The organism is Chryseobacterium viscerum, from assembly GCF_002899945.2.
In the GTDB taxonomy this organism is placed as follows: Bacteria; Bacteroidota; Bacteroidia; order Flavobacteriales; family Weeksellaceae; genus Chryseobacterium; species Chryseobacterium viscerum.
The window spans coordinates 80,522-96,947 of sequence record NZ_PPEG02000005.1 but is presented as its reverse complement, the minus strand read 5'-3'; the positions used below and the strand labels follow the sequence as shown (position 1 = coordinate 96,947).

Below are 16,426 nucleotides of genomic sequence, written 5' to 3'. Positions count from 1 at the left end.
AGGTTTATTTTGGGATAAAACTTTAGATTTTAGCCAATTATGGAATATTATTTGAATCTTTATCTCAAAATAAACGTATGCCTGAAGGTCCATCCATCATACTAATGAAAGAAAGCCTGCAGCCATTTGCAGGTCAGCAAGTGACAGAAGTTTCAGGAAATGCCAAATTCGAAAAAGAAGTTTTCATTGGACAATCTCTCCTTGAAATCCGGACTTTTGGAAAACAGACTTATCTTATTTTTGAAAAATCAGCCATTTGTATCCATTTATTAATGTTCGGCTCTTACAGTATTAATGAGCAGACTAAACCGGATAAAAGTCTACGTTTAGCATTGTTTTTCTCTACCGGAAGCATCTATTTCTACACCTGTTCCGTAAAATCCGTACCTCTTGAATATCTTTCCACTATTGATTGGGAAGCTGATATAATGAGTGATCAGTGGAATTCTAAAAAAGCTGGAGAGAAATTAAAATCCAATCCGAAAATGATGGTCTGTGATGCATTGATGAATCAGGATATTTTTTCGGGAGTCGGAAATATTATTAAAAATGAAGTTCTTTTCAGAATCGGAGTTCAGCCAGAAAGTCTGTTGGGTAATCTTCCTGCTAAAAAAAGAAAAGAACTTATTGCCGAAGCCAGAAATTACAGTTTTGATTTTCTGAAATGGAAAAGAGAATCTGTTTTGAAAAAACAGTGGCTGGTTCATACCAAATCCGTCTGTCCGATATGTGGGCAGAAACTTATCAAAAAACAAACGGGGGTCGGAAAAAGAAGAAGTTTCTTTTGTGAAAAGGATCAGAAACTTTATTAAAATAAATGATGATATTTCAAGTTTTGGCTAAAGCCTTTGAAGGATTTGATGTATTTAAACGGGCTGAAGCCCGTTTCTATTGAATACATTTTTCCCTTATTGATTACACAGATTTTCACAGATAATGAGGTCTATTTTTTTGACCTTGGTTATTATATTACTCATATATTAGTCTGAATTCAGCAGTCCTCCCGCAAATTTTGTAAAAAAATCGGCTCTGTATACTTCACCAAGGGGAATTTCGGAATCTTCGATGTAGATATTGTGATTGTCAAATGAATCAATATAATTCATGTTCACAACGTATGATTTGCTGACTCTTATAAAGGTTTCGCCGGAAATTTTCTGATGAATAGTTTTCAGATTCATCGCAGTGATCAGTTTCTGCTGCTGGGTATGAATGACTACATAGTCTTTAAGACCTTCTATAAACTTAATGTCTGAAAAACTGATTTTATAAAATCTTCGCTCTGCTTTGATGAATAAAAAGTCTGCCGTATTAGATTCTACCGTATTCTTTACGGTATCTTTAGACAAAAGCTCAGTGTAAAGCAATGCTTTATCAATCGCTTTTTCCAATCTCTGAGGATCAATAGGTTTCAGAAGATAGTCTACAGCTTCCAGTTCATAACTCTTCAATGCATATTGAGAATAGGCAGTTGTAAAGATGATCAAGGATTTTTTGGGAAGCATTTCTACAAACTCAAGGCCTGTCACCATGGGCATTTCTATATCGAGAAAAATAAGGTCTACCTCATTATCTTTAAGAAACTCAAGAGCAGCCGGTGCATTGGAAAATTCACCAAGGATATCAATACTGGAAATTTCGGCAATCAGCGATCTCATTTCGGATCTTGCCAGAGGTTCATCATCAACTATAATACAGTTCATCACACGGGAATTTTTAAATTTACACTATATTCTTTATCATCTGATTCTATCTGCAGGTTAAAAGTGTCGCCATAAAGAAGTTCCAGTCTTCTTGTGATATTGGCGAGTCCAAGCCCACTATTTTTTTTATCCGAAACAACATAGCCGGCACTCCTTGAATTGACACATCTAAAATAAAGCTGTTTATCCTCGATATTGATGTCTATTTTCACATAAGACTCTTCTCCACTGAGGTCTACACTGTGCTTCACAGCATTTTCAACAAAAGTAGTAAATAGGTTTGGAGGAATGAAGGTACTGTGAACTGCTCTTTTATCAGCGTCTGTCTGAATATCAAAAGAGAAGTTATCACGTCTTATTTTTTCAAGGTTTAAAAAGTTGGACAGAAAATCAATTTCTGAAGTTAGTAATGTTTTTTCTTCACTGTTTTCGTACAGCTGATATCTTAGAAATTCGGACAGTTTTACAATGACCACCGATGCTTTTGCCGGATCTGTTCTGATAAGTGCTTTTACATTATTCAGCATATTAAACAGAAAATGCGGGTTGATCTGATTTCTGAGCTCATTCAGTTCCATATTCAGGGTGAGATTGCTCAGTTCATTGATCCTTTTATTATCACTGATCCATTTCTGTAAAAGCTTTACCGTAGTCGTGGTCATAATAATCGGAATACACATCAGAACACCTTCATAGATTCCCCCTTTTTCATTTTCTTTAAGGATATTTTTTATTCTGAACTCTTCAAAGAATAACCTAAAACTATACCCTATAAAATTGAGTCCCACTACTCCCATCAAAACCAGTAAAACAAGATAGGTGACATATTTTGTTTTAAAGAAAAATCGGGGAACCAATACATATATATTAATGTAAACCATTGTAATCAAAATAGTATATACAAAAAACAGAACATAATACTGGTAGATTCCCGAGTACCAATGCCAGAACCTTGCACTGTACATCAGAAAGAAAAAAAAGATCAGAAACAGCAGGTGTCTTTGAAATCTATACTTCCCTTCCACCAAAAAATCCATTACAAAGGTTTCTTCAAATTTCCACGGGCTGTATTTCATATTCTAGACTCATTTTATCATTAACAAAAATAGAGAATAACGTAATTTACAACTATTTTATTATACAAAACCTGCATTTTATTATACGAATTATCTGCGGTCAGGGTTTTGTATAAAATACCTGCCATTTTGTATAAAAACAAATTCGGGCGCCTCTTTTCTATATTCCTTTGCATTGTTAAATGAATGCATATGGAATTGACCGCTTTTCACGAATTGACCCAGGAAATATCATTAGAATGTTTCTTTATGACAGAATCCCAACAGGAAGAAAAAGTAATACAGCTCATTGATTTACATCATTTTGTAGAATGTTTTGACCCCAAAATAAAAATCCTCAGCTACCTCCACCATCCTATCAATATTGTGGAACATCAGGAGGGTAAAAAAGGAATCCTGTTTTGTGATCTGAAATACTCTGCTGTACCTGACAGTAATGCTTCTGAAGAATTTAAAAGAAGATATGATCTCACAGAACTCTGGTTTGTATTTGTAGAAGAAACCTATATTCAGGATACCTCCGGATATACTGATGCCATCATTGAAAACAGTCTGGATATTTTCTATGACAAAATTTTTTCATTCAATTTTTTCCAATCGATCATTCACCCCTTACAATAAACTGCCCATGAAAACATTGAGAAGAGCGCTTATCCCACTGGCGCTGCTCCCTTTTAAAAGTATGATGTATACTCAAAAAAAAGACAGTATTCCTTTGAAGGTCCGGGCTTTTTATGCTGATAAAATCCCACAGTCGAGGAATTTTAATATTGAGTATACATTGGTTGCCCCCTCTTCATTCTCGTCACAACTTCACGGACAGGATCTGCCGGACAACAAGGTAAAAAGCATCCAACAGATGAAAGCGGATGCTAACATTTACTTTATCAAGAAGAAGAACTGGCTTTTGAGCACTGCCCTGAACTATCGTTACACTTCGATCAGTAATGAAAATCCTGTAATCCCAGGAACTGAAACGGAGGAAAATTTCCATTATCATTCGGAAGCTATTAATCTAGTCTATTTTTCAAGGTTATTCAAAAAGACGGCAATATACTCGGCCAATATTTCTGTAGATGGAAGTGATCAGCATTTTGAACGGATAAGAGGATTGGTAACGGCTTCTTTAATTTTAAAAGCAACTCCAAAAACAAAAATGTCCCTTGGACTGGCTGGTATTATTGATCCCAGCAGCCAAATTCCCGTCCTTCCTATTTTCACTTTAGAAAACAGATTCAATAACGGATGGGTTCTTGACATTCTGCTTCCGAAAAAAGTATTGGTCAGAAAAGATGTTTTCTCCAACGGAAGAATTTCGCTGGGAACAGAAATGGATAATACCTCCTTTTATACGTACCGGAATAATAGTACTTACGAATTCCGGCAGGTTGCTCTCAATTCGGGAGCGATCTATGAGCATAATCTGGGTGGGAATTTCATAGGAACTTTTAAAACAGGACTCAGAGCCAATATCAATTCCAGAGCATTTAATAAGCAGGACTCTTTTAATGATTATATATGGAAAGGGACTTATAAACCTTCATTCTATTTCAATGTCGGAATTTCTTATAATCCTTTTGAAAGACGAAGAGTAAAATAAGATCAATCGGTAGTTCAATGTTAAAGTTTTCTAGCTCATTATCAGGATTTGAAAAAAAATATTAAAAAAAAATTAAAATTTCTATCTATTGGGATTTAACCATTCTTCCAAAATACAATCAAAGCTTCAGAAAACACAAATTAAGAGTATTCTCATTTATGAAAAATCTTATTACCACTTATGCGAATGGTTTATTAAAATGATTTCGGGATTTTCCTTTAAGAATTGAATAAAATTGAATATGGCAGTACCTAAACAGATATTTCAGACTTTTATAACTAAAAAACTTCCTCTGATTACGCGTTATCATATCTGGAATATGAGAAGAAAAAATCCGGAATACAAGTATTACTTTTATGATGATCAGGACATAGAAAAATTTCTCACAGAAGAATTTCCTCCTGAATATATTAAAAGTTATCGTAAACTGAGAATCGGTGCTTCAAAAGCTGATTTTTTCAGATATGCTGTTTTATATAAGAAAGGAGGTGTATATCTGGATATAGACAGCAGCATTATAAAACCGTTCAGAGAATTGGTTAAGGAAAATGATGAAGCTGTGATCAGTGTAGAAAGACACGAAAATCTGTATGTTCAATGGGCACTTATTTTCAATAAAAATCATCCTTTTCTAAAAAAAACATTAGAATTGATGATTGATAATATAAACAGTCACCGCTATCCCCATAATATACATGCTACTACAGGTCCTACTGTATTCAGTAAAGGAATAAAGAAATCATTAGAGGAAAACCCTGCAATTCCCTTTACATTATTTGGCGGCATTGAGTTCCGTGGCTATTTAAAGTTCAAATATAAGCTGGGAAAGTTTTTCTTATACAAAACAAGGTCTCAACATTGGAAACAGAAGCAAAAGCATCAGGAGATTATCTTTTAATGAGTCCCCATTTTTGAAAATACATTAATAATAATCACGCCAAGGACAATCAGAACAATCCCGATAATTGCAGGCAGATCAGGAATCTGTTTGAATGCTATTACCCCAATCATCGTTATAAAGACAATGCCGACTCCGGACCAGATCGCATAGGTAATTCCTACCGGGATCTGGCGAAGGGTAAGGCTCAGAAAATAAAAAGCACACGCATACCCGATTACGGTTATCACAGACGGCCACAACTTGGAAAATTCCTCGGATTTTTTCAGGAAAGAAGTAGCGATTATTTCAAATACAATTGCCAGAGCAAGAAAAATATAACTGCGTCCCATACATTCATTCTTTCTACAAAAGTAGCAAAAGCATTCCGGTAATTCCAACAATAAAGAGGGAGGATTCCCGCTTGAGTCCAAAGATCACAAATGCTGGTCTGCTCTTTCTTATTCTATAAAAATCCAGCGTTCCCAAAAACTTCACCAATCCATCAATACTTTCCACAGGCACTTAAATGATTTAAGTACCTTATTTTTAGTTATATCCATTTTTTGAAAGAGGTGTGTGATCAGAAAAAATAGGCCAATAGGTAAGTTTATTTTTCAGTTATGGCATAAAAAACAATATTTCTCCATGTCATGAAATGTGACAGCTGACAAAAAATTCAAAATAAAAACGAGGGCTAAAAATAAATTTTCTTAACATGAAAATCAATTTCAGGTGAACAATATACATTCAAGAAATGTGATTCATAACGATATTATGCTACGCATTATTTATTATTTGTTTTATCAACTCCAATATAGAAGTCGATAAACGATTATCGTTTTCACATAATTTTACAGATAGGATAATAAAAGTATTAATAAATTCTCAATAATGTATTAATTTAATGTAAACAAAATTTCATCAACAAAGGAGCAACAACCCCCGTAATACACTGATAAACATCATAATGTTTTACTTTGGCACGTGATTTGAAAGTAGTAATATTGCAATTGAAAGATTGATAAAATAAATTCAAATAATTAAAAATAATACAAAATGATAACTTATATCGGAATCGCAACAGGTCTAGTAGTAATCGCTTCATATCTTATGACAGTAAGAAGAGAAAGAAACTAATTCTAAATAAAACAAGCCTATAGAATATCTATACTAATTATATTGTTTTATGTTTTTAGTCTGAGAGATCAGATTGCTCTTTTACTCATTGGATAAAAGGGCCCAAAAACATAAGCAAAAAGATCTTAGTTTCACAACAAATTTTTATATCCAAATGAATAAAGCCGTTCGCAAGTCCGGCTTTATTTTTGTTTTACACCTGAGAACTTTACTTTTTTTAATCACAGATTTCTACCGGTGTTTGGGTCTATTTTCAAGTCATTCTATTTAATATTAAAGTATATATATTTCATTCATAATTCATTATCTTTAATTTATCATCAGCCTCCATCTGGCCTAGCGGTTTATTATTATTCAGGATTTCTTTCAGCATTTAATAAAGTTTTATCTTTGTTTATTCAATAATCATTTAATTGTCATTATGAATCTGTATAACCTTATTATTCAAGATAAAGAAGAGGTAACCCTGAACGAAGTATTTCTCGATAAAAACAACAAGGAGCATCTTGCCCAGCTTATCAAGGAACATACGTATGTTAAAGAACTGCAGGAGTACGGTCTTCCGGTTAATAATAAGATTCTGCTTCAAGGAAGTTCAGGATGCGGAAAAACAATGACGGCAAAGGCGATTGCCAATGCTTTAGGGAAAAATATCGTTATCCTGAATCTGAGTAATATCGTTTCGTCACGTATTGGCGAAACCTCCCAGAATATTAAAATGATCTTTGATAAAGCTGCCAGAGAAAGATCTGTACTTTTTCTTGACGAACTGGATCAGATCGGGAAAGCTAGAGGAAGTGATGATAAGGATGTGGGCGAAATGAGAAGACTGGTTAATACTTTGATTCAATTGATCGATTATTATCCTGAAAATTCGCTTTTAATCTGTGCTACCAATCATCCTGAAATTATTGATACTGCCCTATTAAGACGCTTCCAGCTAAAGATCAATTACGAAATGCCTTCTGCTGAGACTCTGGATACTTTCTATGATCAATTATTACGTCAATTTCCCGAAGATATGAGAGCGGTTGAAAGAAAGTATTCTATTTCTTTTGCCGAAGCAAAAGACCATGCTCTAACAGCGGTTAAAGCAGCTTTAATCAAAAAACTGGAAGCGAAAGAAACAATATCATCATGAAAGAAGATATTCTCCACAATCTCGCCGTCATTAACGACCGGATAAAAAATGCCTGTGAAAGATCCGGAAGGAATATTGACGAAGTGAAGCTATTACTGGCTACCAAAACAGTTTCTGCAGAGCGAATCAAAATCGCTTTGGAGTACTCACAGACCTTAATTGCTGAAAATAAAGTACAGGAATTGAAGGAGAAATATGATGACTTAAAGAATACCCCTCATGAAAACCACTTTATAGGACATCTTCAGACCAATAAAATTAAAGATATTCTGAAATATGATGTTATCTGCGTTCAATCTCTAGATCGGCTGGAATTGGCCGAAAAACTCCACCAAAGACTTTTGGCAGAAAACAAAACGATTGATGTCTTGATTCAGGTGAATACCTCAAATGAAGAAAGCAAGTTCGGAGTTGATCCCAGTGAAGCAATTGAACTGACCCGAAAAGTTGCCTGCTTCTCTACATTAAAAATAAAAGGCTTAATGACGATCGGTCTGTTCAGTGCGGAAACCGAGAAAGTAAGAGCATGTTTTAAAATCCTGAAAAAGATTCAGCAGGACATTATGCAGGAAAATATTCCCAATGTTGAAATGAAAGAGCTTTCCATGGGAATGAGCGGAGACCTGGAAACAGCTATTGAAGAAGGAGCTACGATTGTACGTGTGGGGACTGCTGTTTTTGGAGCGAGAATCCATCCGGACAGCTATTATTGGGATGAAGGAAAAAACTGAAGACAAAGGAATTTAATCGTAAAAAATCATCATGGCATTCCACTATACTTTTGAAAGAGAAATAAATGAAGGAAAAACATTAAAAAATGTTACTGATGCTGTACAGAATTCTTTTGCGGAAAGACAAGTAGATCATATAAACATTGACGGCAACATCATAACTGGAAAAGATAGTCTCGTGAAACTGGATTTTTCAAATAGATCTCCACTTGTGATATCTCCGGGTAAAGAATACTTCATCTATAATGAAAATACAAAAATTTTAACCTACAAGATAGAATCTTTTTATCCTATCCTGTTTAATTTGATATACACCATCATTCTTTTCTTAATTTTACATTTCCTAGTCGGTCATTTGATCATAGAGACTCTAATCCCTACCCTATTTTTTATTCTTATCACATTTGTCAGCTACTTTCAATATCAATCAGTCATTGACAAGGTCTCCAGAAAGTTGAATGAAAGGGCCTAAAATATCCTAAAATTTAGTCTACAAATTCGGTATACTTTTTGCTGTAAAACTTTCATAACCAAACAAATGCATTTATGAACAAAAAATTACTCTCGATCTGTCTACTCATGACAGTATTATTCTTTTTTTCATGTGAAAAAGAAAACACACAGATGAAAAGTGGAATTTCAATTGAAACCATTTCAATTATTACCTGCGTTACTATGGGGGTAGCCATTTTGCTTGCCTATAGCTTTAAAAGAAGATAACAAAGCAGAATTTAAATACTAAGGCACCTCTCAATTTTGGGAGGTGATTTTATTTTAAAGAAGGAACTAGCAAAAAGAACAAAAAATATTCGAACAGGTATCTTATTTTTATTAGAATATAATATAATTTTGATATCGGATGTCTTCAATATGATAAAGACATTCTGATTTATGACCCATACAAATATTCTTAAAAAATGCCTCCCCGATTTTGGAAAAGAGCTTATAGGAGAAATTGAAAAATCCGGAATCATCAAAATCTTCTCTACCCAAGAGTTCATTGTACAACAAGGGCAGCTGATCCGCTATCTGCCTATCGTTTTAGAAGGCAGTGTAAAAGCATATAGTGAAGAAGATGGCATTCAGTTTTTACTGTATTATATTCAGCCAGGATCTTCCTGCATATTCAGTTTTGTGCATCTGTTTAATCAACATCCTATTGATTTTTCAGCCATTCCGGAAGGAAAATCGACTATATTGCTTATCCCTATTGATAAAGCGAAAGAATGGCTGATCCGTTTTCCCTCATTCAACAACCTCATTATTGCTGAATTTCAGAAACATTACAATGACTTACTGCATACCACCAAGCAGATTATTTGTTACAAACTTGAAGACAGACTTTGGGACTATCTGAAAACAAAAGCAAAAATTTCCAATACGAATGAACTGGCCATATCACATCAAAGCATTGCCGATGATCTGGGTACTACAAGAGAGGTCATCTCAAGGTTGATGAAAAAGATTGAACTGGATAAAAAATTAACACAAAATAATAGAAAAATAAAATTATTGATCAGTGACTTTTGATACTTATATTGGAAATGATGACTTCTATATTTGTGTTATAGAATAAAATTATATTTAGATAAAAAAATTAAAAAAAGTAATACAATGAGTGAACCCATCCAATTAGTACCGAACAATTCTCTATTAACAAAAACTCCTGAAGAAGGACGACAATTAGCCGTAAAAATGGCAAGATTAATCATTAAAGTAACACAACCTGATGCTGCAGTTCGTGAAAAACTACGTCCTGTATATGCGGATGATGCCTCCATGCTGATTGCTATCGGGCAAACCGTTGCTACAGAATTTGCGACGATTGCTGCAGCTAATAATTATTGGAGAGAAAATAAATGATTGTTGAGCTTTGAGATTACTTCGCTTCGCTCGCAATGACAAAAACAAAAATCCCTTTCAGTAATGAAAGGGATTTGTTATATCTAAAACTAAGATTACATATAAGCTTCAATGGGCTCACAAGTACAAACTAAGTTTCTGTCTCCGTAAGCTTCATCTACTCTTGCTACAGTAGCAAAGAATTTGTGGTCTCTTACCCACTCTAGCGGATAAGCTGCCTTTTCTCTGCTGTACGGTTTATCCCAAGAATCTGAGATCACCAGTTGTTCTGTGTGAGGAGCATTTTTCAATACGTTGTTGGCTGCATCTGCTTCTCCGTTGGCAATTTCATCAATTTCTTTTTTGATAGAGATCAATGCTTCTGCAAAACGGTCGATTTCAGACTTGCTTTCAGATTCTGTAGGCTCAATCATCAATGTACCTGCAACCGGGAAAGAAACGGTAGGAGCATGGAAACCATAATCCATCAATCTTTTCGCCACATCTGCCACTTCAATTCCTAAAGATTTGAACTGACGGAAATCTACGATACATTCGTGAGCTACTCTTCCATTCTCATTTGAATATAAGATTGGGAAGTGCTCTGCTAAAATTTCTTTCAGGTAGTTCGCATTCATGATAGCATGTCCTGTAGCTTTTTTCAACCCTTCAGTTCCTAGCATCTTGATGTAAGAATAAGAAATGTTAAGGATCAATCCTGAACCGTAAGGTGCAGCAGAAATACCTTCAATCGCTTCTTTAGATCCAATTCTGATATTCGCATTAGAAGGAAGGAAAGGAACCAAGTGTTTAGCAACACAGATAGGACCTACTCCAGGACCTCCACCTCCGTGAGGAATTGCGAAAGTTTTGTGAAGGTTAAGGTGGCAAACGTCAGCTCCGATGTTTCCAGGACTTGTAAATCCTACCTGAGCGTTCATGTTGGCACCATCCATATATACCTGTCCTCCATGCTCGTGGATAAGGTTGGTAATTTCTTTAATGTTAGCATCAAAGAATCCGTAAGTAGACGGATATGTAATCATTACAGCTGATAAGTTTGCTGAATGAAGTTCTGTTTTAGCTTTAAGATCTTCGAAGTCGATTTCACCATTTTCAAGGTTTTTCACAACAACGATTTTCATTCCTGCCATAGCAGCAGAAGCCGGGTTTGTTCCGTGTGCAGACTGAGGGATCAATACTACATTTCTGTGGTGGTCTCCTCTTGAAATGTGATATTCTCTGATAACCATTAATCCTGCATATTCTCCCTGAGCTCCAGAGTTAGGTTGAAGAGAAGTTCCTGCAAAACCTGTAATTTCTGCCAAATCTTTCTCTAGTTCACGAATCATTTCCTGGTACCCTTCAGCCTGGTTAACTGGTACAAATGGGTGAACAGCTCCCCAATTCTCCCATGAAAGCGGTAACATCTGAGTTGCTGCGTTCAATTTCATCGTACAAGATCCCAAAGAAATCATAGAATGTGTCAATGATAAATCTTTTCTCTCAAGACGCTTGATGTAACGCATCAATTCTGTTTCCGTATGGTATTTGTTGAAAACTGATTCTGTAAGAATTTCGTCTTTTCTTAAGTTTTCTTCAGGAATACTGTATCCTTCTTTTATTTCTAATTTGAAAGTCTGCTTGTCTTTAAACTGAGCGAAAGAAGCCATCAGATAGTTTAATTTCTCTAATGTTGTACTTTCGTTAACCGCAATACTTACTACACCTTCTGTAAAATAGTTAAGGTTTAGTCTGTGATCCTGCATCAATCTTACCAATCTTGCTTTCTCATCTTCAGACATCGTCATTTTCACCGTATCGAAAATAGGTTCTTCTACTGTCTGATATCCTAATGCTTTAAGACCATTCTTCAAAGCGTTTGCTTTAAAGTGAATCTGATCTGCGATATAGTTTAATCCTTTTGGACCGTGGTAAACAGCATACATTCCAGCCATTACTGCCAAAAGAACCTGAGCTGTACAAATATTTGAAGTTGCTCTTTCTCTTTTGATGTGCTGCTCTCTAGTCTGTAGCGCCATTCTTAGTGCACGTTTTCCGTACATATCCTGAGAAACCCCGATAATTCTTCCCGGAATATCTCTTTTATAGTCTTCTCTACAAGCGAAAAATGCAGCGTGAGGACCTCCGTATCCTAAAGGAATACCAAATCTCTGTGTAGTTCCTACCGCACAGTCAGCTCCCATTTCTGCCGGAGACTTCAATTTCACTAAAGCCATCGGATCACAAGCAACTGCTACCTGAAGGTCTAGTTTTTTATAGTCTACGATATCTTCTGTATAATCTAAAACGATTCCGTTTTTACCAGGATATTGTAGTAAAACACCGTAATAAGAACCATCAAACTGATGTGTTTTATGATCTCCTACTACGATTTCGATTTCTAATCCTTCAGCTTTTGTTTTTAATACAGAAACTGTTTGAGGAAGAACAAGGTCAGAAATGAAGAACTTATTAGCTCCTGCTTTTTTCTGGTCTTTCGTTCTGTTGTTGAAGAACATGTGCATCGCCTCAGCAGCAGCAGTAGATTCATCCAGCAAAGATGCATTGGCCAATGCAAAACCTGTAAGATCACACACTACAGTCTGGAAATTAAGAAGAGCTTCCAGTCTTCCCTGTGCAATTTCTGCCTGATACGGAGTATAAGCCGTATACCAACTAGGGTTTTCAAAAATATTTCTTTGGATTGCTGAAGGCAAAAGGGTGTTGTGGTATCCAAAACCGATATAACTAGTATAATCTGTATTTTTTGATGCCAATTCTTTTGAGTGGTTCAACATTTCGTATTCAGAAAGCGGTTCCGAGATCTCAAGATCTTTCTCTAAACGGATAGAAGATGGAATGGTCTGAGAAATTAACTCTTCAATACTAGAAACGCCAAGTTTTTCCAACATCGCCTGTTTATCGGCTTCATTAAGGGAAATGTGACGGCTCACAAACTGTTCTGTATTCATTTTTATTTATTAGATTTTGTTTGTAAAAAGATTCGTAAAATTACATTTTTTTGAACGATTGTACAAGAGGATTTCATGAGTGATAATTCACAAAAACAATGAAGCCATTCGACCTACTCTATTTTTAATAAACTTCTGGCAAGGTTAACATTAGTTTAAATAAAGATCACCCCTATTCCATGCATAATATGCAAAAAAAAGATCAATTTAACTCCAATAAAATAGTTGTGTATTAATTTAATAACTCTGCAAACTGTTAGTGATCTTCTCTTTCTATCAAATTCGCTTTTATTTACTTAAAACCTAAGCTTAACTTCAATTTTTGGAGAAATTAAAAGACAATCTGGTAAAGAATCCGGATTTGTTTTTCCCTTGTGAAAGCGGGTTTGCGATGTTATCCATCAGGGCTTATGAATTTTATGAAATTTTATTAATTATATTTATTCTAAATTAATATATTTGCAACATGAATATGATTGTACCATTTAAAGTAGCGCCTTTGGCTCCTTACTCATTCAAAAACGAAGAGATGTTCTGTGAAAAGAAATCTTGCTGCAAAAAGTTCAAAAAAGGGAAAAGATGCAAAAAATGCCCGGGAAGAAAGAAAATGGCTTAGGCTAACCGAAACTTCTGATTAGCATATATATAGCAACTGCTATTATAATAATCCCCCAAATCAGCATCATTATTTTAGGCTGCCCATACCTGTTCATCATCGTTCTGGGTTGTGGTTTCAACATTTCTTCTACAGTGCTTTTGAACTTCTCAGAGTCATTTTCAAAAACCTCTGTAATGGTAATTCCCTGAACAACTGTTTTGTGCAAAAGAGAATTTGTTGCATGAAGCAAAAGCTGGAATTTTCCATCTTTAAATTCTGTGATCTTAAAGATCCTTTCTCCATACGGCTTTTCTAATCCGAAAGGCAATACTTTCACCACATCGGCATTGCTCGTCTGCCAGTTGATGATAATCTCCTCTCCTTTTTTCGCATGAATTTTATTCGCTGTAAAAGTTTTGATTGCAGGCGGAATATTATATCTGAAACTTCGCTGATGACTTTCTAAATTCTGGTCATAGGTACGTCTTCTGGACGGATCACTCAATGTCTCGTAAGCCTCCTGAATTTCACGGAAACGGTCAGCAAAGAAATCATCATTGTCATTCTTATCGGGATGATATTTTAAAGACAACTTTCGATAAGCTTTTTTGACGTCTTCTTCCGAAGCATCCTGGGATATACCGAGAAAATAGTAGTAATCTTTCATTGAGCAATACAAAAATAAGGATTTATTTTTTTTTGCGTTTGATATTTGCTACAAAATTTCAGCTAATAAAAACAGACCAGAAGTCATTGTGAACCGAAGGTGAACCCATCTCAATAATTCATAAGCTGGAGTTGGAAAATAGGGTTGGGAAACGCAAAGGCGGAAAGTAATTTATAAACTATGTTTTAAGGCAAGGATTTTATCTTCGATAAAATTTCACTCTACTAATGAACATTTTAATACGGCTTCTGTCATTCTGAGCAAAGCAAAGAATCTAAACTGTATGTTGAAAATAATTTTCCCACAGATTAAGCTGACATTGCAGATCTATAATGTGCCTCCACCTGTATTATCTGTATAATCCTTAAATAAAAAACTCCGGCGCGGGAAGCAAAGCTTCCCGCGCCGGAGTTCAACAATTTCAATTTAGTTTTTTACTTCTTATGCTTCGCAGGTATTATCCTTTTTGCAGCATCTTGAATGGAATTCTTTTTTGAATTTCCCTTTCAGTTCCTGATAGTCTTCCTCATTCATTTCTCTGATCTTATCTGCCAGTCCGAAAGGCGATTTTTCTTTGATTCCGTATTCATCAAAAATACCTTTGATAAATCTTTTTCTTTGTACTGCTTTTTTAGCAATTAATGCTACACCCACAACGGCTAGTGCTCCTAGAGCTCCTTTTAATGCTGAATTTTTCATTTTTTCAAAATTTTAAATTTTACTACTTCTTGTTTTTTATAAAGACGAATGAATTTTAATTTTACTTTACTACTTCTTTAAAGTTTTTAAATTATTCGTTGTTTCTGTTGAAGAATCCTCCTGAGCACTTATTTCTCCAAACTTCCTTGAATTTTTCTCTTTCCTCAGGGGACCAACTTGCCATTTTTTCTCTCATTTTTCTTTCCTTAAAATCTTTCATTCCTTTACCGAAATGGAAGCCTCCGAAAAGAATTTTACTAAGGATCAGTATCCCCATTGCCTGCCAGAATGTAATCGTTTTTACTCCTAAAATTTCCGGAAGAAGGCAATTCCAAAGCAGCATTACAATCCATGTAACAGCAGCTAAGATTACTGGTGGACATAACAATAAAAAAATCCAACCCTTCTTGTGTCTATAATTCATAATTTTTTTTTCTAACTTTTTAAATCTTCGTATAACTTTCTCAATCGGTTTCTCAAGTGCTTCACAGCATAGTTTTTTCTACTGATGATGGTCTTGATGTTTTCTCCCTGTTCATCGGCGATCTCCTGGAGGGTTTTGTCGTTCAATTCATTTTCTACGTAGACCAGCCTTTGTTTTTCGGGAAGTTCATCAAGTGCTTCGAACAGTTTTTTCCAGATCTCATCCTGAAACATCTTCACTTCAGGGCCGGCGCTCTCATCCATCAAAAGAATATCCTTGATAGAAAAACTGCCGTCTTCATCCTCATATACGAAATCTTCAAGATTTTCTGTTTTCTTTTTGCGGTAACGGTCTGTGATTTTATTTGCCGTTACCCTGTACAGCCAGCCTCCAACGTTTACGATTTCAGAAATATTCGTAAGGCTACTGAACTGATACCACACCTCTTGTAGAATATCTTCCGCATCCTCCGTGTTTTTCACTTTGGGACGAATATAAGACATCAGCTTTCCTCCGTAGTTGGAAACGGTCTGTGAGATGATGCTTTCTTTCTCCTTCTGTGGCATTGTTATTTTTTCGACAACCTCCATATTGTTATGACGGCTATCCTTTTGGTTTTACTTTAATAAATTTAAAATATTTTTCTTACAAATCAATTTTTCTTTTATCCATCGAACTTTATTTCATGAAAATATTTTCCTGTTTTTCAGAAGCTTGTTCCCGCTATCCGCTCATACTCCTCACACAACACTACCCCGCTCAAACCTTCCTGCATCCACTCTTGTTGCGGGGTAACCGCTGCTATCGGGGCTAGGGGTATGAATGATGAATTATAAAATAATATTCTTTTTTTGGTTTGAAAACTCAAAGGCGCTAAAGATTTTATCTCTGATAAAATTGAACACTCATATTTTTAAATCCTCTTGCTAATTTTACAAACGAGGCAGATGGTT

18 protein-coding genes are annotated in these 16,426 nt (G+C 35.3%); 10 read left to right on the top strand and 8 right to left on the bottom strand.

Going from position 1 to position 16,426, the window contains the following annotated elements:
- Window positions 1-77: 77 nt before the first annotated feature.
- Entirely contained in the window at window positions 78-812 is a 735-nt protein-coding gene (locus C1634_RS12335) for a DNA-formamidopyrimidine glycosylase family protein (RefSeq protein WP_109738495.1), read from the top strand.
- A gap of 168 nt (window positions 813-980) precedes the next feature.
- On the opposite strand, the gene C1634_RS12330 is transcribed toward C1634_RS12335, so the two are convergent.
- Window positions 981-1,703: a LytR/AlgR family response regulator transcription factor gene (locus C1634_RS12330; RefSeq protein ID WP_109738494.1), complete on the bottom strand. Its 723-nt coding sequence runs from the start codon at window positions 1,701-1,703 to the stop codon at window positions 981-983.
- A complete protein-coding gene (locus tag C1634_RS12325; protein ID WP_109738493.1) occupies window positions 1,703-2,779 on the bottom strand; it encodes a sensor histidine kinase in 1,077 nt (358 codons plus the stop codon). The genes C1634_RS12330 and C1634_RS12325 overlap by 1 nt, the downstream gene beginning before the upstream one ends.
- A 192-nt stretch (window positions 2,780-2,971) precedes the next feature.
- Between C1634_RS12325 and C1634_RS12320 the strand changes: the two genes are divergently transcribed.
- The 3 genes from C1634_RS12320 (at window position 2,972) to C1634_RS12310 (ending at window position 5,277) form a co-directional block, all read left to right on the top strand.
- A complete protein-coding gene (locus C1634_RS12320) occupies window positions 2,972-3,400 on the top strand; it encodes a hypothetical protein (RefSeq protein WP_103235262.1) in 429 nt (142 codons plus the stop codon).
- A 7-nt stretch (window positions 3,401-3,407) separates the two neighbouring features.
- A complete protein-coding gene (locus tag C1634_RS12315) occupies window positions 3,408-4,379 on the top strand; it encodes a hypothetical protein (protein WP_109738492.1) in 972 nt (323 codons plus the stop codon).
- A gap of 241 nt (window positions 4,380-4,620) precedes the next feature.
- Complete coding sequence (locus tag C1634_RS12310; RefSeq protein ID WP_109738491.1) at window positions 4,621-5,277, top strand: glycosyltransferase family 32 protein; 657 nt, start codon at window positions 4,621-4,623, stop codon at window positions 5,275-5,277.
- Here the strand turns inward: C1634_RS12310 and C1634_RS12305 are convergent.
- On the bottom strand, window positions 5,274-5,609 hold the full coding sequence (locus tag C1634_RS12305) for a DMT family transporter (RefSeq protein WP_103235629.1): 336 nt from the start codon (window positions 5,607-5,609) through the stop codon (window positions 5,274-5,276). The genes C1634_RS12310 and C1634_RS12305 overlap by 4 nt on opposite strands.
- Before the next feature lie 1,208 nt (window positions 5,610-6,817).
- Between C1634_RS12305 and C1634_RS12300 the strand changes: the two genes are divergently transcribed.
- From C1634_RS12300 to C1634_RS12280, 5 genes are all read left to right on the top strand, one after another.
- Window positions 6,818-7,537 (top strand): AAA family ATPase, encoded by a 720-nt coding sequence (locus C1634_RS12300; protein ID WP_109738490.1) that lies wholly within the window; start codon window positions 6,818-6,820, stop codon window positions 7,535-7,537.
- Window positions 7,534-8,268: a YggS family pyridoxal phosphate-dependent enzyme gene (locus tag C1634_RS12295; RefSeq protein ID WP_109738489.1), complete on the top strand. Its 735-nt coding sequence runs from the start codon at window positions 7,534-7,536 to the stop codon at window positions 8,266-8,268. The genes C1634_RS12300 and C1634_RS12295 overlap by 4 nt, the downstream gene beginning before the upstream one ends.
- A gap of 31 nt (window positions 8,269-8,299) precedes the next feature.
- Window positions 8,300-8,740, top strand: a complete 441-nt coding sequence (locus C1634_RS12290; RefSeq protein ID WP_103233811.1) for a hypothetical protein — start codon at window positions 8,300-8,302, stop codon at window positions 8,738-8,740.
- A 419-nt stretch (window positions 8,741-9,159) separates the two neighbouring features.
- Complete coding sequence (locus C1634_RS12285) at window positions 9,160-9,798, top strand: Crp/Fnr family transcriptional regulator (protein WP_103233810.1); 639 nt, start codon at window positions 9,160-9,162, stop codon at window positions 9,796-9,798.
- Window positions 9,799-9,882: 84 nt separating this feature from the next.
- On the top strand, window positions 9,883-10,131 hold the full coding sequence (locus C1634_RS12280; RefSeq protein WP_103233813.1) for a hexameric tyrosine-coordinated heme protein: 249 nt from the start codon (window positions 9,883-9,885) through the stop codon (window positions 10,129-10,131).
- Between the two features lie 95 nt (window positions 10,132-10,226).
- Here the strand turns inward: C1634_RS12280 and gcvP are convergent, their stop codons facing one another.
- Window positions 10,227-13,085, bottom strand: coding sequence for an aminomethyl-transferring glycine dehydrogenase (gene gcvP / locus C1634_RS12275; protein ID WP_103233809.1), 2,859 nt, complete (start codon window positions 13,083-13,085; stop codon window positions 10,227-10,229).
- Between the two features lie 466 nt (window positions 13,086-13,551).
- Here gcvP and C1634_RS26010 point away from each other — a divergent pair, with 466 nt between their 5' ends.
- Window positions 13,552-13,701, top strand: a complete 150-nt coding sequence (locus C1634_RS26010) for a hypothetical protein (RefSeq protein WP_165835321.1) — start codon at window positions 13,552-13,554, stop codon at window positions 13,699-13,701.
- A gap of 1 nt (window position 13,702) precedes the next feature.
- On the opposite strand, the gene C1634_RS12270 is transcribed toward C1634_RS26010, so the two are convergent.
- From C1634_RS12270 to C1634_RS12255, 4 genes are all read right to left on the bottom strand, one after another.
- Window positions 13,703-14,350: a J domain-containing protein gene (locus C1634_RS12270; RefSeq protein WP_103233808.1), complete on the bottom strand. Its 648-nt coding sequence runs from the start codon at window positions 14,348-14,350 to the stop codon at window positions 13,703-13,705.
- A 441-nt stretch (window positions 14,351-14,791) separates the two neighbouring features.
- Window positions 14,792-15,049, bottom strand: coding sequence for a hypothetical protein (locus C1634_RS12265; protein WP_103233807.1), 258 nt, complete (start codon window positions 15,047-15,049; stop codon window positions 14,792-14,794).
- 91 nt (window positions 15,050-15,140) lie between these two features.
- Window positions 15,141-15,473 (bottom strand): hypothetical protein, encoded by a 333-nt coding sequence (locus C1634_RS12260; protein ID WP_109738488.1) that lies wholly within the window; start codon window positions 15,471-15,473, stop codon window positions 15,141-15,143.
- Window positions 15,474-15,484: 11 nt separating this feature from the next.
- Window positions 15,485-16,063, bottom strand: a complete 579-nt coding sequence (locus C1634_RS12255) for an RNA polymerase sigma factor (protein WP_047377580.1) — start codon at window positions 16,061-16,063, stop codon at window positions 15,485-15,487.
- Between the last annotated feature and the right edge of the window lie 363 nt (window positions 16,064-16,426).

Coding starts and splice junctions, on each gene's coding strand:
- C1634_RS12335 (WP_109738495.1), top strand. CDS start 78: ATGCCTGAAGGTCCATCCATCATACTAATGAAAGAAAGCCTGCAGCCA.
- C1634_RS12330 (WP_109738494.1), bottom strand. CDS start 1,703: ATGAACTGTATTATAGTTGATGATGAACCTCTGGCAAGATCCGAAATG.
- C1634_RS12325 (WP_109738493.1), bottom strand. CDS start 2,779: ATGAAATACAGCCCGTGGAAATTTGAAGAAACCTTTGTAATGGATTTT.
- C1634_RS12320 (WP_103235262.1), top strand. CDS start 2,972: ATGGAATTGACCGCTTTTCACGAATTGACCCAGGAAATATCATTAGAA.
- C1634_RS12315 (WP_109738492.1), top strand. CDS start 3,408: ATGAAAACATTGAGAAGAGCGCTTATCCCACTGGCGCTGCTCCCTTTT.
- C1634_RS12310 (WP_109738491.1), top strand. CDS start 4,621: ATGGCAGTACCTAAACAGATATTTCAGACTTTTATAACTAAAAAACTT.
- C1634_RS12305 (WP_103235629.1), bottom strand. CDS start 5,609: ATGGGACGCAGTTATATTTTTCTTGCTCTGGCAATTGTATTTGAAATA.
- C1634_RS12300 (WP_109738490.1), top strand. CDS start 6,818: ATGAATCTGTATAACCTTATTATTCAAGATAAAGAAGAGGTAACCCTG.
- C1634_RS12295 (WP_109738489.1), top strand. CDS start 7,534: ATGAAAGAAGATATTCTCCACAATCTCGCCGTCATTAACGACCGGATA.
- C1634_RS12290 (WP_103233811.1), top strand. CDS start 8,300: ATGGCATTCCACTATACTTTTGAAAGAGAAATAAATGAAGGAAAAACA.
- C1634_RS12285 (WP_103233810.1), top strand. CDS start 9,160: ATGACCCATACAAATATTCTTAAAAAATGCCTCCCCGATTTTGGAAAA.
- C1634_RS12280 (WP_103233813.1), top strand. CDS start 9,883: ATGAGTGAACCCATCCAATTAGTACCGAACAATTCTCTATTAACAAAA.
- gcvP (WP_103233809.1), bottom strand. CDS start 13,085: ATGAATACAGAACAGTTTGTGAGCCGTCACATTTCCCTTAATGAAGCC.
- C1634_RS26010 (WP_165835321.1), top strand. CDS start 13,552: ATGAATATGATTGTACCATTTAAAGTAGCGCCTTTGGCTCCTTACTCA.
- C1634_RS12270 (WP_103233808.1), bottom strand. CDS start 14,350: ATGAAAGATTACTACTATTTTCTCGGTATATCCCAGGATGCTTCGGAA.
- C1634_RS12265 (WP_103233807.1), bottom strand. CDS start 15,049: ATGAAAAATTCAGCATTAAAAGGAGCTCTAGGAGCACTAGCCGTTGTG.
- C1634_RS12260 (WP_109738488.1), bottom strand. CDS start 15,473: ATGAATTATAGACACAAGAAGGGTTGGATTTTTTTATTGTTATGTCCA.
- C1634_RS12255 (WP_047377580.1), bottom strand. CDS start 16,063: ATGGAGGTTGTCGAAAAAATAACAATGCCACAGAAGGAGAAAGAAAGC.